This window comes from Barnesiella sp. CU968 (assembly GCF_905219685.1).
Classification (GTDB): Bacteria; Bacteroidota; Bacteroidia; order Bacteroidales; family Muribaculaceae; genus Lepagella; species Lepagella muris_A.
In genome coordinates this window covers 1-14,815 of record NZ_CAJMXD010000031.1, presented here as the reverse complement: position 1 = coordinate 14,815, position 14,815 = coordinate 1, and the positions used below count along the sequence as shown (strand labels likewise).

11 protein-coding genes are annotated in these 14,815 nt (G+C 45.5%); 2 read left to right on the top strand and 9 right to left on the bottom strand.

Translation table 11 applies throughout. The features are described from left to right. Positions 1–7: 7 nt before the first annotated feature. The 4 genes from JX312_RS02485 to JX312_RS02470 form a co-directional block, all read right to left on the bottom strand. On the bottom strand, positions 8–1,024 hold the full coding sequence (locus tag JX312_RS02485; RefSeq protein ID WP_204456929.1) for a DUF4249 domain-containing protein: 1,017 nt from the start codon (positions 1,022–1,024) through the stop codon (positions 8–10). Further along, entirely contained in the window at positions 1,012–3,468 is a 2,457-nt protein-coding gene (locus tag JX312_RS02480; RefSeq protein ID WP_204456927.1) for a TonB-dependent receptor domain-containing protein, read from the bottom strand. Before JX312_RS02480 ends, JX312_RS02485 begins: the two co-directional genes overlap by 13 nt. A 44-nt stretch (positions 3,469–3,512) precedes the next feature. Beyond that, positions 3,513–3,977, bottom strand: coding sequence for a hypothetical protein (locus JX312_RS02475; protein ID WP_204456926.1), 465 nt, complete (start codon positions 3,975–3,977; stop codon positions 3,513–3,515). Between the two features lie 69 nt (positions 3,978–4,046). Then, the gene (locus tag JX312_RS02470; protein ID WP_204456924.1) at positions 4,047–4,571 is read right to left on the bottom strand and encodes an RNA polymerase sigma factor; all 525 of its coding nucleotides are present in this window, start codon (positions 4,569–4,571) and stop codon (positions 4,047–4,049) included. A gap of 123 nt (positions 4,572–4,694) precedes the next feature. Between JX312_RS02470 and uvrA the strand changes: the two genes are divergently transcribed. Both uvrA and JX312_RS02460 read left to right on the top strand, forming a co-directional pair. After that, positions 4,695–7,496 carry an excinuclease ABC subunit UvrA gene (gene uvrA, locus JX312_RS02465; RefSeq protein WP_204456922.1) on the top strand — a complete coding sequence of 934 codons (2,802 nt, stop codon included), beginning with the start codon at positions 4,695–4,697 and terminating at the stop codon, positions 7,494–7,496. Next, positions 7,493–7,900: a hypothetical protein gene (locus JX312_RS02460; RefSeq protein ID WP_123407694.1), complete on the top strand. Its 408-nt coding sequence runs from the start codon at positions 7,493–7,495 to the stop codon at positions 7,898–7,900. The genes uvrA and JX312_RS02460 overlap by 4 nt, the downstream gene beginning before the upstream one ends. Here the strand turns inward: JX312_RS02460 and JX312_RS02455 are convergent. The 5 genes from JX312_RS02455 to JX312_RS02435 all read right to left on the bottom strand — a co-directional run. Continuing rightward, the gene (locus tag JX312_RS02455; RefSeq protein ID WP_204456920.1) at positions 7,881–9,659 is read right to left on the bottom strand and encodes a U32 family peptidase; all 1,779 of its coding nucleotides are present in this window, start codon (positions 9,657–9,659) and stop codon (positions 7,881–7,883) included. The two genes, JX312_RS02460 and JX312_RS02455, sit on opposite strands and share 20 nt — an antisense overlap. A 4-nt stretch (positions 9,660–9,663) precedes the next feature. Further along, positions 9,664–10,116, bottom strand: coding sequence for an SsrA-binding protein SmpB (gene smpB, locus JX312_RS02450; RefSeq protein WP_123407690.1), 453 nt, complete (start codon positions 10,114–10,116; stop codon positions 9,664–9,666). Between the two features lie 2 nt (positions 10,117–10,118). Further along, positions 10,119–10,919 (bottom strand): hypothetical protein, encoded by an 801-nt coding sequence (locus JX312_RS02445; RefSeq protein ID WP_204456919.1) that lies wholly within the window; start codon positions 10,917–10,919, stop codon positions 10,119–10,121. A 119-nt stretch (positions 10,920–11,038) separates the two neighbouring features. Continuing rightward, positions 11,039–13,180, bottom strand: a complete 2,142-nt coding sequence (gene scpA / locus JX312_RS02440; RefSeq protein WP_204456917.1) for a methylmalonyl-CoA mutase — start codon at positions 13,178–13,180, stop codon at positions 11,039–11,041. A 2-nt stretch (positions 13,181–13,182) separates the two neighbouring features. Further along, positions 13,183–14,815 (bottom strand): methylmalonyl-CoA mutase family protein (locus JX312_RS02435; RefSeq protein ID WP_204456915.1); only part of this gene is annotated, 1,633 nt, incomplete at its 5' end.

Sequence of the window (14,815 nt, the reverse complement as noted above, 5' to 3'; positions counted from 1 at the left end):
TGTATGTTCAGTCCTCTTTGAAAAATGAAGACAAAGGAACTTTTATACTTGCCGGTGCGATAGCCGATATCACACCGGCTCCTGTTGACACATTACTGCATTCCCATACCGGGTCAGCAAGTCCAACGTCTCCCAATATACCGTTGATGCCGTCGTTGCTTTCCCAAACGGAAATCACATGTCTGTAATAGCTCTCGGATATGGAATTCAACGCAAACCTGATGTATGACTTATTTGATTCGAAACCATTCTCAGATGAAACACGATATTCAATCTCATTCAGCCTGATATGGAGAGGATATGTTTTACCTGAAACCATCCTGTCTGAGAAGACCGTATATCCGGAAGTCTCTGATATTACGGATTCAAGCGATGACACGTGTTCGGTAAACAGAGGTTCGGAATTATAATCGAACACAACGCGTGTGTCATGAAAACTGCTTTCATAAGTATTCAGATTGCTCTCGAAAAGATAGTAGTTCGTAATATCAAGCGGATCCGTAAACCTGATGCCAAGACTTACATTTGCCCTATATAAGACAGTGTTTCCCTCTTGACAGACATCCAGATCTGAAACGAGACTTTCCACTTCATTGATTTCTACAGGAAACGGCACCGTCACCTCACCCTCCGCATCACCATATAAAGGACTGTGTGCCATGATTTTTATTTTGTCTCCCGGCTGAGGATAATACGATGAAAGAAAACCGCACTGCTTGTTGACCCAAGAATACTTAGGGTCGTGGTAATCCCATTCGGAATAATGCAATACCTCGAAAAGTTCGTCATTCACGTAAAGCGACACCTCGCCGTCTTTCAATTGTATGTCGGCGCCTTCATCCTGATTGATTTCCGTCCATCGCCATGTTCTTGTGGCGAATATTTTAAGAACCTCTCCGACTTTGGCATTTGCATTTATACACACTACGGGTGTGCTGTCTATATCAGGTTCAAAATCGCTGTAGCAACCGGTAAGAACGATTGTCATGACCGCTGCCGATATTAATTTGTTTAGAATAGCCATGTGTAGGATACAGAAGGAATAGTTGGTAATAATTTGATTTTTTGAAAAACAGGAATCATTTTATATGAATAATATCCGTTTTCATCAGGTGCAGATATAAACTGGCTGTTGGAATAATCCATCCTGACGGCAATTGTGTTCATATTGCAATAAGCGTTATAAAGCCCGAATGTCCAGTAGCCATGACGGGTATGGCGTGTGAAGCTCAAGTCCAGACGGTGATAGAAAGGAAGTCTGAAATTGTTTATATCAGTCTTTAAGAGCATGTTATAATGCCACGGCGCGAGTCCGGGATCAACCCAACACTGTGTCGGAAGAGTAATCATGTTTCCACTCATTCCTGTCCAGCTCGCGCCCAACTCCCACTTATCATTAATCTTCCAGTTGACAAGAACATTGATTTTATGTCTGTTGTCAAATCTGGCAGGATATTTACGACCGCCGTTCCTTTCGGCAAACTGACGGTCTGCCCACAGCAATGAATATGAAATCTGACCTGACACTTTTCCGAATTCCTTTGAAATCTTGAAGTCTACACCTTTTGAAGTTCCTTTGCCTTCGGCAAGTATGGCGTTCCATTGCATATCCGGAGGAAGAAGGTAATACTCATCCTTATAATCAACAAGATGCTTCATCCATTTATAATAACCTTCAACTGAGACAACAAACATATTTCCTGCGTTCCAGTATGCGCCAACCGCGATTTTATCGGCAACCTGAGGAGATTGAGAGTCAATTACCGGCACCCATTGGTCGGTAGGCAGAGAAATAGAACTCTGCGACAGTTGATGTATATACTGCACTGTGCGCGAATAGCCTCCTTTGATCGCCACATTGTCTTTTAGATGATAATTGAAAGCGATTCTCGGAGACAACCCGAATTTCGTTTTTCCGGTGATATTGAAAAGGCTGTAATGAAGTCCGAAATTCAATTTAAGCCGATCTCCAAGCGAAAGGTTGTCTTCGGCATATATATTGAACTCCCTGGCTTTATAATCCATTCCATTCCCCTCCAGCACAGTCGTCACACCGTCTGCCACAAGTTCCCTTGAATCACGCGATGGAAGGAAATTATGAAATGTCATAGACGCGCCGAAATTTAATTTGTTAATCATGGATGACCTCCACTCGAAATCCGCTTTTATGATCCAGTCGGAAATACTGTTATGAGAGCTGACCTTATTGGACGTAAAATTCAACTTCTCTCCGTCATTGAGCGTCGCACTTTCCGTAAGGGTGCTCATTGTCGAATAATATCGTGTGAAAGCTCCGCACACCTTACCCCATAAAGACGGTGTGAAATCATATATCCATCCTGCTGAAGCGACTATGTTACCCCAGCGGAGTCGTGACTCATCTTTATCATAATAGTCATTTTTCTTATCTTCAGGTGTGTGCGTACCGTTGTTGAGATAATCCTCTCCATAATAGAACAGGGCATAAACGCGACTGCGGTTTGAAAACTTATGGGTGATTTTCGCATTTACGTCAGTAAACGCATAACCGAAAGAAAAGTCATCATCCTCCTTGTCATTAATGGAATTGGCAATCGCCACGGCAGGCAATGTTAACAATTCGTACCACGAACGCCTTGCCGACAATGAAAATGTAGTTTTATCTTTATACAGAGGTCCTTCGAAATGGGCTGCTCCCGATGTCAATCCAAGCCGTATAGATCCGTTAAGTTTCTTATTGGAGCCATCCCGTGTGTATACATCCATAAATGATGACAGGCGTCCGTCGAACTTTGCCGGAAACGTGGATTTATAGAAATCCACGTTTTTGATAGCCTCTGTATTGAACGCAGAAAACAAGCCGCCTAAATGATTTACCTGATACAAAGGTATATTGTCAAGCATATACAGATTCTCATCCATGTTGCCTCCATGCACGTACAAGCCCGCCGTACCTTCCACACCTCCCGACACTCCCGGCTCGAACTGAAGCGTCTTTATGACATCGGATTCACCGAATATCACCGGTGTCCTGGCAATCATATCTTTCGAGACATTGAGAGCACCGATATCTGTTGAATTCATAGCCAAGGTTTTGTTTCTGCTGCCATCCACAATAACGTCTCTCAGAATTCCTACTTTTATCGAATCCGTATCCCTGAGACGAGGATCACTTATGCTGCGTTTGGGAACAAACTTCTCTTTTTTCCTGCGCATAAGCAATATATTGTCACCTTTGATTTTATATTCGATATCAGTTCCCTTGAACAATTCCCTAAGAGTTTTGCCAAGACTTTTATTTTTCACATCAACTCTCACTTTCAATCCCCTTAGAATATCTGACGAATATATAAAATTCTTGCCGCTCTGCCGCATTACCTCTGCAAACACCTCTTCAGCCGGTCTGTCAACGGATTTTAAAGTGATCTTCCCGGCATAAACTGATTCCGCCACACACAGGACCAGAATAAGACATATGAGTCTGAACATAATTAAGAGTTTTCCCAACACGGGAATCAGAAATCTCAGTTTTCTCATTTTTCAATCCTTATTTCGGTTCCTAAAAGCTCGTTTACAGTCTCTATGAAATCCTGTGCGGTTCCTTCGTAACTGAGCGTAAGTCGCAAATCATCTTCCGGCACGTTTGTAAGAGTGACACCATATGCGTTTTCTACTCCTTCAACAACTTCCGACAACGGAGCGTCATTGAATTCAAGACGTATGATTTCATCGGATCTGTCAACTTCTGACGCACCGGGCAAGGACACTACAGCCGGTTCTATCGCGTTGTTGTCAGTCCGTAACTGATATGACACGACAACTGCCGTTGCAGTCAATGCAATTGCCGCCACTGATGCAGCCACCCATCGCGACACTCTGCGACGTCTGTTTCTAAAAGAATCTGAAATACCGAAAGAGTAAACGGGACGATACGCGTCTTCCTTAAAATGCCGCGCTATAAAGCCGCTGTCCTCATCAAATTTTTCTGTTTTTGCCATAAGTCTTCATTGTTGTTTACTACATAGACCCGGCAATACCGATTTCCCCCCATCCATCAACAGGAAAAATTATAAAAAAGGCAAGAAAAAAATATTTATTTGAATATTACTGTCAGATGCAATGCCATATGCCTTACGCAGTGACTTCATCGCCTTCGTCATCTGGTTCTCGACAGTTTTCTCGGAAATTGACAGTTCCGAAGCAACATCCTTATACGACAACCCGTCTCTTTTACAGAGTAGAAATATAATACGACACCTTTCCGGCAACTCTTCAACGGCTTTCCACAGACGCGCATCACGCTCGGATGTGTCCACATCTTCTTCTGTTACCTCTGCAGCATCTTCAATATCATCAGTAAGCTCGTCGGCTTTCGCAGACAGATGTCGCAGAGATGCGTTTCTTACAGCCATATAAAGATACGCCTTGAGGTTGTCCGGCTCGAACCCGGCTCGAATCCGGTCCCATGTTTTCAGAAAAACCGTCTGCACAACATCCTCCGAATCACCTACACTCCCAATGATTCTCAAAGCATACATTCCGAGCGGTAGCAACAATCGCCTGTATTCTTTATCAAATTCTTTTGCCGTCATTCAAACATATATGATGAAAACATCTGCAAAAATAGTCATAATTACGATTAAAGACAACAAGCCATTGGAATCCGAGACAATTTGGCGCGTTATTTGTTAAATAATCATGGACACAATAGAAAAATGGAAGAAAAGAACATCGTCATAAAGGGGGCAAGAGTAAACAATCTGAAGAATGTAGATATCTCTCTGCCTCTCAATAAATTTATAGTTGTAACGGGGGTTAGTGGAAGTGGTAAGTCTTCGCTTGCGTTCGACACTCTGTATGCAGAGGGTCAGCGTCGTTATGTCGAAAGTCTTTCCGCATATGCCCGACAGTTCCTTGGCCGCATGTCCAAACCTGAATGCGATTATATCAAAGGATTGCCGCCGGCAATAGCAATAGAACAGAAGGTAAACACAAGAAATCCACGAAGCACTGTGGGTACAGCAACGGAAATTTACGATTATCTCCGTATGCTTTATGCCAGAGTCGGTCACACATTCTCCCCTGTCTCCGGACTTGAGGTCAAGAAACATGGCATCGAGGATATGGTCAGGACGGCTCTCTCATATCCAGAAGGTACCCGCATGGCTGTTCTTATTGACATACGTGTGCCTGAATCAAGAACATTCGACCAACAGCTTGAGATTTATATGAAAGAGGGATACTCCCGTCTTGAAAAGAATGGCGAATTTATCACTATATCCGACCTCAGGTCAAAGGGAACACCTGATTCACCTGACGGTTACAGATTGCTGATTGACCGTCTTTCAGTTTCTGACAATAAAGACGAGATTTCCCGTCTGACTGATTCTGTTGAAACCGCTTATTACGAAGGACACGATGAATGTATTATAAAGATCTGGGGAAAAGACGGAGTTCATGAACATCAGTTTTCCAAGCGGTTCATGGCTGACGGCATGGAATTTCGCGAACCAAGCGATCTGATGTTCAATTTCAACAACCCCTACGGAGCATGCCCTGTTTGCGAAGGCTTCGGCAAAGTACTGGGCATCAGCGAAGAACTTGTAATTCCGAACAAGACGCTGTCTGTTTACCAGAATGCCGTGAAATGCTGGAACGGAGAAAAAATGAATGAATGGAAGCAACATCTGATACATGTCGCCCCACATTTCAATTTTCCTATCCATACTCCCTATATGGATCTCACCCAGTCTCAGAAAGACTTCCTTTGGCATGGCAACAGCCACTGGGAAGGTATCGACGGTTTCTTCAGATGGATTGACTCCCGGCAGGATAAAATCCAGTTCAGGGTAATGAAGGCAAGATACAGAGGCAAAAGCGTTTGTCCTGAATGTAATGGCTCACGTCTCAGGAAAGATGTGGAGTATGTAAAAATTGCCGGTAAAACGATAACAGATCTTGTAAAAATGCCGGTTTCAGAACTTGCAGAATTCTTTGCGAATCTAAAACTTAATGAGACTGACGAACAGATAGCATCAAGACTTTTGCTGGAAATCAACCAGCGTCTCGGCTTCCTCAATGAAGTGGGGCTGGGATACCTGACGCTCGACAGGTTGTCATCCACGCTGTCCGGTGGTGAAAGCCAGAGAATAAATCTTGCCACATCTCTCGGAAGTTCTCTTGTAGGTTCTCTTTACATTCTTGATGAACCAAGCATCGGTCTTCACTCACGCGACACAGAGAAACTTATACGCGTTCTTCGAAGTCTGCAGAAAATCGGGAATACGGTCGTTGTTGTGGAACATGATGAAGACATAATGCTCGCCGCAGATGAAATTGTGGATATAGGTCCAGATGCCGGCAGACTCGGAGGAGAAATCGTGTTCAAGGGGAATCTGAAAGAGATTCTCAAGGGAGGCGACGCCAACGGCTCTTATACCGTTGACTATCTGCGCGGAACTCGCACCATTCCCGTTCCCGGGCTCAGACGTCCATGGAAACAATATATTGAGATAATCGGTGCGGCTGAGAACAATCTGAAAAATATAGATGTGCGTTTTCCTCTTGGTGTCATGACCGTTGTGTCCGGAGTCAGCGGCAGTGGAAAATCAACGCTCGTAAGAGAGATTCTTTACAAAGCGCTTGTCCGCGCATTGGGAGAAACTGGAGATATACCCGGCACACACCGCTCTCTCGGTGGGGATATCGGTACTGTAAAGGCAATAGAATTTGTTGACCAGAACCCGATAGGAACATCTTCAAGGAGTAATCCGGCGACATACCTGAAAGCATATGACGAAATCCGCAAACTGTTTTCCGAGCAACAGCTCGCAAGGCAGATGGGGTTCACACCCGCCTATTTCTCTTTCAATACGGAGGGTGGCAGATGTGAGGAATGTAAAGGGGAAGGCACAATTACAATACCCATGCAGTTTATGGCGGATATAGAAGTGCCTTGCGAGGTTTGCCACGGCAAAAGGTTCAAACAGGAAGTGCTTGATGTGGAATATCGTGGAAAGAATATATACGATTTCCTCGAAATGACTGTAAACCAAGCTATCGAGTTTTTAAGTGAGTCAAACGGAACTCAAGAAAAGAGAATAATAAAGAAACTTCAGCCTCTCAAAGATGTCGGACTTGGTTATATAAAATTAGGACAGTCTTCCTCAACACTCTCCGGAGGTGAGAACCAACGTGTGAAGCTTGCATATTATATATCTCTTGACAAGCACGAGCATACCATGTTTATCTTTGACGAACCGACAACCGGGTTGCATTTTCACGATATCTCGACACTGCTTAAATCTCTTAACAGACTTGTAGAGAAAGGGAATACGGTCATTATCATTGAGCATAATATGGATGTCATAAAATCCGCAGACTGGCTGATAGATATCGGTCCGGAAGGTGGAGACGCAGGCGGCAATATTGTTGCTCAGGGCACCCCCGAACAAGTTGCGGAAACGAAGGATTCATACACAGGAAATTTCCTTAAAGATAAATTGAATATAAAATGAGAAGTATCATATATATAGTATTGACTACAGTTGCTGCAGGTCTGACTATGCAGTCGTGTGTCAAGAAAAACGAAAGGTCTCTGCGCGGAGAAGCGAGAGACCTGTTTCTTAAAAGCAGTGGAATCGCCAAAGCATACCTTGACAGCATGGCGTATGCGACCGACAGCTCTACTCTTCTTTCATTGTGTGAAAGATATGATGACACGATAACCAGGCTTAACTATGAGTACAAAGCCGGTGCCGACTATGAAATGTCTGAAGGTGAGAATGACACCTTGACGAATCTTACCTTCAGATTCATCTCTTTACGCGACTCATTGCTTCAACGATACGCAAATCCTGCCAAAATAGACCCGGATTCAACCACGCGCGATTCCATAAAAATCACTTCCCCTCACGGATGACTTTCATCTCGCATTGTGAGCAATCAAACATAAGTCGGAATCTGTTTCGACCTGATTCTATATAAAGCGGCTCACTGGCACCGGACAACGTGCCTGAACCGTTCTTTATTTTCTTGCAGCAGCCCAACTCTCTGCGGATGCAATAGCGTGTATTCATGACGACCATGTCTCCACCATTATCCGTTGTTGTCTCTATAGCTCTCGAAGCTACAACACAACCATGCGATCTATAAAAATCCTCCGCAAGAGTGTTTGCAACATTTTCATCAGATTCGAGTCGATGCGTCACATAACTTGCTTCCTTCTCAATTTTCCGGTAATTGAAGCAATATGATGCCTCAGCCGCGGCATCAAGGGCTTCTGTCAGTTTTCGTTTCAGAGCATTCAGCTGAGAGGCTGGAATATATGTATCCGGATGCAGTTCATTCCGGAAATTCCGCAACCTATAGATGGTATTCCCTAATTTTGACAAAACCTTCTCAGGCTGCATCTTCTTCTCAGCCCTGAATTTATCCACATCAAGAGCAATCCGGACCTCAACTTCTCTCTCATCGCTTGCTGAAACACCGTTTTCGTCAATGCTTATATCAACCGAAATATACCTTTTTGCCGTAGGCTTATCAAGTTCCGACTGCCATTCCCTATTGTATGTACGTCGTATCTCACATCCCTCCGGCAAACGGAAAGGACGCGCGCCCACAATGCGGCCACGCTCCACACGGTTGACTCGCACACCTTCGTATTCACCATCCGAATTGATAAAGCTTATTCCATCTCCGTTATTGAGTTCATTGATATTATCAATCCGTTCACCTAATGATTTCGGAGTCAGCAACGATGCCATTGTCTTTTGCTTTCTGCCCTCAAGGAAATAACTTGTGAATCCTCGGTTAAAACTTTTATCAGGATCCGGAACGAATGAGATCTCGCTATTGCCGTATGATGACCTGCAATACCTGTCGGGATGCGCTGAAATGAAGGCATCAATCAATTTACGGTAATATGCCGTTATATTCTTCACATATGCAACATCTTTCAGCCTCCCCTCTATTTTGAATGCTGACACACCTGCCTCAATCAGATCCGTCAGCATCATCGACGCATTGAAATCCTTAAGCGACAAAAGATATTTATCCTTGACAAACATGCGTCCCTGTGAATCCACAAGATTATATGGTAACCTGCACATCTGGGCGCATTCTCCCCTATTCGCACTGCGTCCGTTCTGAACGAAGCTTGCCCTGCAACGTCCTGAATAGCTTACACACAAAGCTCCGTGCACAAAGACCTCTACCGGAACTGAAACATTGTCACAAATCGCCTTTATCTCACTTATACCCAACTCTCTGGCAAGCACAATCTGAGAAAAACCCACATCCTCGAGAAACCTTGCTTTAGCAACATCACGTGTGTCGCACTGTGTGCTGGCATGCAATTCGATCGGTGGAATATCCATTCGTAACAGACCCATGTCCTGAACAATGATAGCATCCACGCCTGCGGTATAAAGTTCTCTGACAAGGCTCTCCACCTTTGCAATTTCATTATCATACACAAGGGTGTTTACAGTGACATATACCTTTGCGCGGAATTTATGGGCAAAACAAACGACTTCCGCAATATCCTTGACGGAATTTGCCGCACTTTTCCGGGCACCATGGCTTGATGCGCCCATATACACGGCATCCGCGCCATGAAGGATTGCCTCCATTGCCACATCTTTGTCGGCAGCCGGCGCAAGCAGTTCAAGTTTTCTCATCGTCTTAATGCTTGAACATCCTGTCAATGCTGCGCTTGTCTTCACGTTCACGTATTGACTGACGCTTGTCATACTGCTTCTTTCCACGACCGACACCGATTTGCATCTTTGCCAGCCCACGCTCATTTATAAAAACGCGCATCGGGACAATTGTAAAACCGACATCCTCTGCGGCTTTAGCAAGTTTCTGTATCTCTTTCTTGTTCAGCAACAGCTTACGATCACGTCTTGCCTCATGGTTATTGTAAGAACCATAAAAATATTCGGATATATTCATACCCTTGACCCAGACTTCTCCGTTTTCTACCATACAATAGGTATCGACAAGTGAAGCCTTGCCGTCTCGGATAGACTTTATCTCTGTGCCTGTAAGCACAATTCCTGCAACATACGTGTCCGAAATCTCATAATCGAACCTCGCACGCTTGTTTTTTATGTTTACGTGTTCTGCTTTCATATCTATAACGCCTCTACCGGCAACAGTTCGTTGAATATCCAGTTCCAGAAAATCGGACATCCGAGCATCAGAAACGAGAGCATTCCGCACGTTCTTGTTTCTTTCTCCGGCGACACTCTGAATAATTTAACGCCTTTACATGTAATATATATTGTCCATAACGGCAAAAAAGCCAGAATGGGACCTACAATCGGAAACAATCTGAATAATATATAGAAAACTGCCAGTGTCGACATGTTTATCATCACATATTCCTTACCATAATATGTATGAAGCGTTTTACGCGCCTCTCGGGGAAGTAGAAATTCTCCGAAGAGCAATACAGAAAAATATCCGAAAAAAAACGTTATGAATGTTATTACCGCAGGCACAAGCAGCGATGAGAGTGTCGAATCCGACTCATAAAACAATGCTGTAAATTCAGAGACAGCAGCCAGCCCCAATAGCGGGTAAAAACACCCGGCGGCAAACGAATCTACGGAATATTTGCTGCGCTTTACCGCTTTCCACCCGTCAACCGGGTTCGAGAGCACCTTCAATAATAATCCGAATGCAGAAGGTCTTGATTCGCAAGTATCGCCACGCCACGCTTCAGACTCCTCTTCTGTTTTGACTTCAATGTCATCGTCAGGCACCTCGTCATCTATAACATATTCCTCTGCTGAAGAATCCTTACGGTCTGGTTCTTCTTCAAGCACATACTCTTCTGTATTTGCGGAAATATCTTCTTCCTCAATGTTGTAGACATATCCGTCATTCTCCTCCTCCACTGAATATACGTTATCCTTCATATAATCACTCATATGAGTCCTATCTGTTCCTTAATCATTATTAATTTGTGCGAAATGGCATCTCAGGGTAAATCTATAGAGGGAGCGGCGGCAATACAGCCGTCGCTCCCCTTATTCAGAAAACTGTTATCTTATTCAGCACGGTCTTCATTAAGAAGACGAATCATTTCAATAGCACTTTTGGGGATACGAGTGCCGGGACCGAAGATTGCAGCCACACCTGCCTTGTAAAGGAAATCATAATCCTGAGCAGGTATCACACCTCCCGCTGTCACCATGATATCCTCACGACCAAGTTTCTTAAGCTCCTCTATAACCTGAGGAACGAGAGTCTTGTGACCGGCAGCAAGAGATGATACGCCAAGCACATGAACATCGTTCTCTACAGCCTGACGCGCCGCCTCTGCCGGAGTCTGGAACAACGGACCCATGTCGACGTCGAAACCACAGTCTGCATAACCAGTAGCGACAACCTTGGCACCACGGTCATGACCGTCCTGACCCATTTTCGCAATCATGATACGGGGCTGACGTCCTTCACGCGCTGCAAAATCAGCTACAGCCTTACGGGCTTCCTCGAACTCGGGATCACCCTTCTCTTCATTAGAATACACGCCTGAAATAGTTTTGATTACTGCTTTATAACGACCTACGACCGCTTCGCATGCATCCGAAATCTCACCGAGTGACGCACGAAGACCGGCAGCCTTGACTGCGAGGTCAAGAAGATTGCCTTTGGAGGGATCCTTGACAGCCTCTGTAATCTTGGCAAGCGCCTCCAGAACGGCAGCCTCATCGCGATCTTTCTTAAGCTCTTCAAGACGGGCACACTGCTCTTTGCGAACCTCTGTATTGTCTACCTCAAGGATATCAATGGGATCCTCATGGTCAAGACGGAATTTATTGATTCCGACAATTGTCTGTGTGCCTTTGTCGATTCGCGCCTGTGTACGGGCGGCAGCTTCCTCGATCTTAAGTTTAGGAAGTCCGGTTTCGATAGCCTTCGCCATACCGCCGAGTTTCTCGATTTCCTGAATATGTTCCCAAGCACGATGAGCGATTTCGTTGGTAAGAGACTCTACATAATAGCTGCCTCCCCACGGGTCAATCTGTTTGGTGACATATGTCTCGTCCTGAATGTAAATCTGCGTGTTACGGGCGATTCGTGCCGAGAAGTCGGTAGGCAACGCGATAGCCTCGTCAAGCGCGTTTGTATGCAAAGACTGGGTATGTCCGAGAACGGCTCCCATAGCCTCCACACATGTGCGACCAACGTTGTTGAACGGATCCTGCTCTGTCAGAGACCAGCCTGATGTCTGACTGTGAGTACGCAAGGCGAGAGACTTCGGATTCTTTGGGTTGAACTGCTTTACAATCTTCGCCCAAAGCATACGTGCCGCACGCATTTTGGCGATTTCCATGAAATAGTTCATCGAGATTCCCCAGAAGAAAGACAGACGCGGAGCGAAAGAGTCGATATCCATACCGGCGTTCACACCTGCACGAAGATACTCAAGACCATCTGCAAGAGTATATGCCAGCTCAATATCTGCTGTAGCTCCCGCTTCCTGCATATGATAGCCGGAAATGGAGATTGAGTTGAACTTGGGCATATTCTTAGATGTGTACTCGAAGATGTCTGCGATAATCTTCATAGAGAATGCCGGCGGATAGATGTATGTGTTACGCACCATGAATTCCTTGAGAATGTCATTCTGGATCGTACCAGCCATCTCGTCAAGTTTCGCACCCTGCTCAAGACCGGCATTGATATAGAAGGCAAGAACAGGAAGCACAGCGCCGTTCATAGTCATTGAGACAGACATCTTGTTCAATGGAATACCATCAAACAGAACTTTCATATCCTCAAGCGAACAGATTGACACACCTGCTTTTCCGACATCTCCTACAACGCGCTCATGATCGGCGTCATAACCCCTGTGGGTAGGAAGGTCAAATGCAACTGACAGACCTTTCTGCCCGGATGCAAGGTTGCGGCGATAGAATGCGTTTGACTCGGCAGCCGTAGAGAAACCCGCATACTGACGGATTGTCCACGGACGCAATGGATACATTGCACTGTAAGGACCACGCAGGAACGGAGGAATACCTGACACGAAGTCGAGATGTTCCATTCCCTCAAGATCCTCTTTGGTGTATATTGGCTTTACCGGTATGAGCTCCGCAGTCATCCATTCTTCACCGACCGCAGGCTTCTGACCTTTTCCGGCAAAGGTCTTTGTTATATCTATTTCTTTAAAATTCGGTCTCATGATTATTTGAGGAGTTTAGCGTTAAATCCGATAAGCGTGTCGAGCACATTTACTCTCACGTGAATGAAATTCTCTATGCCCTGAGCCTTGAGGTCGTCCATGCATGCGGGAGCACCTGCGACAACAAACATCGCGCGACCGTCAAGTTCCTTGAATGCTTCAGGAGCAAATTCGGCATATTCGTCATCACTTGAGCAAAGCACAACGATATCTGCGCCTTTCTCCATAGCGGCATCCACACCCTCCTTGACAGAGTTGAAACCGATATTGTCGATAATCTCATATCCGGCGCAACCGAAGAAGTTGGAAGAGAACTGGGCACGAGCAAGACGCATGGCAAGATTGCCGATTGTAAGCATGAACACTTTCGGACGATGAGCGGAACGCTCAGTGTCAAGACGAAGTTGCTCGAACTGGCTCGCAGCGCGGTCAAAGTTGAGTGATTCAACGGCACCGTCCTGAGCCTCGCCTGCATGACAGCCACATTTGCAGCAACCCTCTTCCTGAATTTTGTCGAGTGCTTTCTCGCTGAAATTAGGATACTGGTTTGTGCCGAGAAGATTCTCTTTGCGACGCGCTACGTCAAGATGACGTTTTACTCCTGATTCGTTTACTTTAGCCTGTATCTCACCCTTGGCAAGCATAGCGGCGAAACCGCCGTTGTCCTCTGTTTCATTGAAGACCTTCCATGCCTGCTCGGCAACAGAAGCTGTAAGAGTCTCTATATAATATGAGCCGCCCGCAGGATCCACAACCTTGTCAAGATGCGACTCTTCGCGGAGAAGTACCTGCTGATTGCGCGCGATTCTCTCACTGAACTCATCCGGACACTTGTAGCACTGGTCAAACGGCAGAGTTTCCAAGGAATCAACGCCGGCAAGTGCAGCGCTCATTGTCTCGGTCATGGAACGAAGAAGATTCACATGAGAGTCATACACAGTCTGGTTGAATTTGCTTGTAACCGCATGTACATACATTTTGCAGTTTTCTTCTGCTGCGTCATAAGCCTTAACAATTTCAGCCCACAGCATGCGGCCTGCGCGGAATTTGGCAATCTCCATGAAATAGTTGGAAGAAATACCCATGTTGAATTTGACACGCGATGCCACTTCATCGGCAGTCAGCCCGTTTTCTGTCATCAATGTAAGCCACTCGGCACCCCATGCGAGTGCATAGCCGAGTTCCTGAGTGATGAACGCACCTGCGTTGTTAAACATGAAGCTGTCTACCGCAAAGCAACGGAGACCTTTGATCTCTTTGACAACCTCATAAAGAGCCTTCCCTTCCTGAGCCGCATCCTTGGGGAACGGAAGACCGTGCTTGAGAAGACGGCGGAAAGGATTGTAGCCTATTGATCCTCGGAAATCGTTCTCAGCACCTGCTGCTTTCACAATCTTTACAAGCTGCTCGGCAACCGCAACTGCTTTGCCGGGACAGCATGTGATGTTGATCTCCACTTTCTTGAGGTCGATATCTTTGAGAACGACACTGAGATCCGCATCGTTCTTTCCATGGTGGAATGTGAAGCCAAGAGACTCCGCACCCCTGTCAAGAATATGACGGGCGTGCGCGTTCAGTTCCTCATCAGTCGAACCCTGAACTTCCTGACGAATCAGCCAGTCATTATTATCGCGA

Excerpts from the sequence above, each read along its gene's own strand:
- JX312_RS02485 (WP_204456929.1), bottom strand. The coding sequence starts at position 1,024 with ATGGCTATTCTAAACAAATTAATATCGGCAGCGGTCATGACAATCGTT.
- scpA (WP_204456917.1), bottom strand. The coding sequence starts at position 13,180 with ATGAGACCGAATTTTAAAGAAATAGATATAACAAAGACCTTTGCCGGA.
- JX312_RS02475 (WP_204456926.1), bottom strand. The coding sequence starts at position 3,977 with ATGGCAAAAACAGAAAAATTTGATGAGGACAGCGGCTTTATAGCGCGG.
- JX312_RS02445 (WP_204456919.1), bottom strand. The coding sequence starts at position 10,919 with ATGAGTGATTATATGAAGGATAACGTATATTCAGTGGAGGAGGAGAAT.
- JX312_RS02460 (WP_123407694.1), top strand. The coding sequence starts at position 7,493 with ATGAGAAGTATCATATATATAGTATTGACTACAGTTGCTGCAGGTCTG.
- JX312_RS02470 (WP_204456924.1), bottom strand. The coding sequence starts at position 4,571 with ATGACGGCAAAAGAATTTGATAAAGAATACAGGCGATTGTTGCTACCG.
- JX312_RS02480 (WP_204456927.1), bottom strand. The coding sequence starts at position 3,468 with ATGTTCAGACTCATATGTCTTATTCTGGTCCTGTGTGTGGCGGAATCA.
- uvrA (WP_204456922.1), top strand. The coding sequence starts at position 4,695 with ATGGAAGAAAAGAACATCGTCATAAAGGGGGCAAGAGTAAACAATCTG.
- JX312_RS02455 (WP_204456920.1), bottom strand. The coding sequence starts at position 9,659 with ATGAGAAAACTTGAACTGCTTGCGCCGGCTGCCGACAAAGATGTGGCA.
- smpB (WP_123407690.1), bottom strand. The coding sequence starts at position 10,116 with ATGAAAGCAGAACACGTAAACATAAAAAACAAGCGTGCGAGGTTCGAT.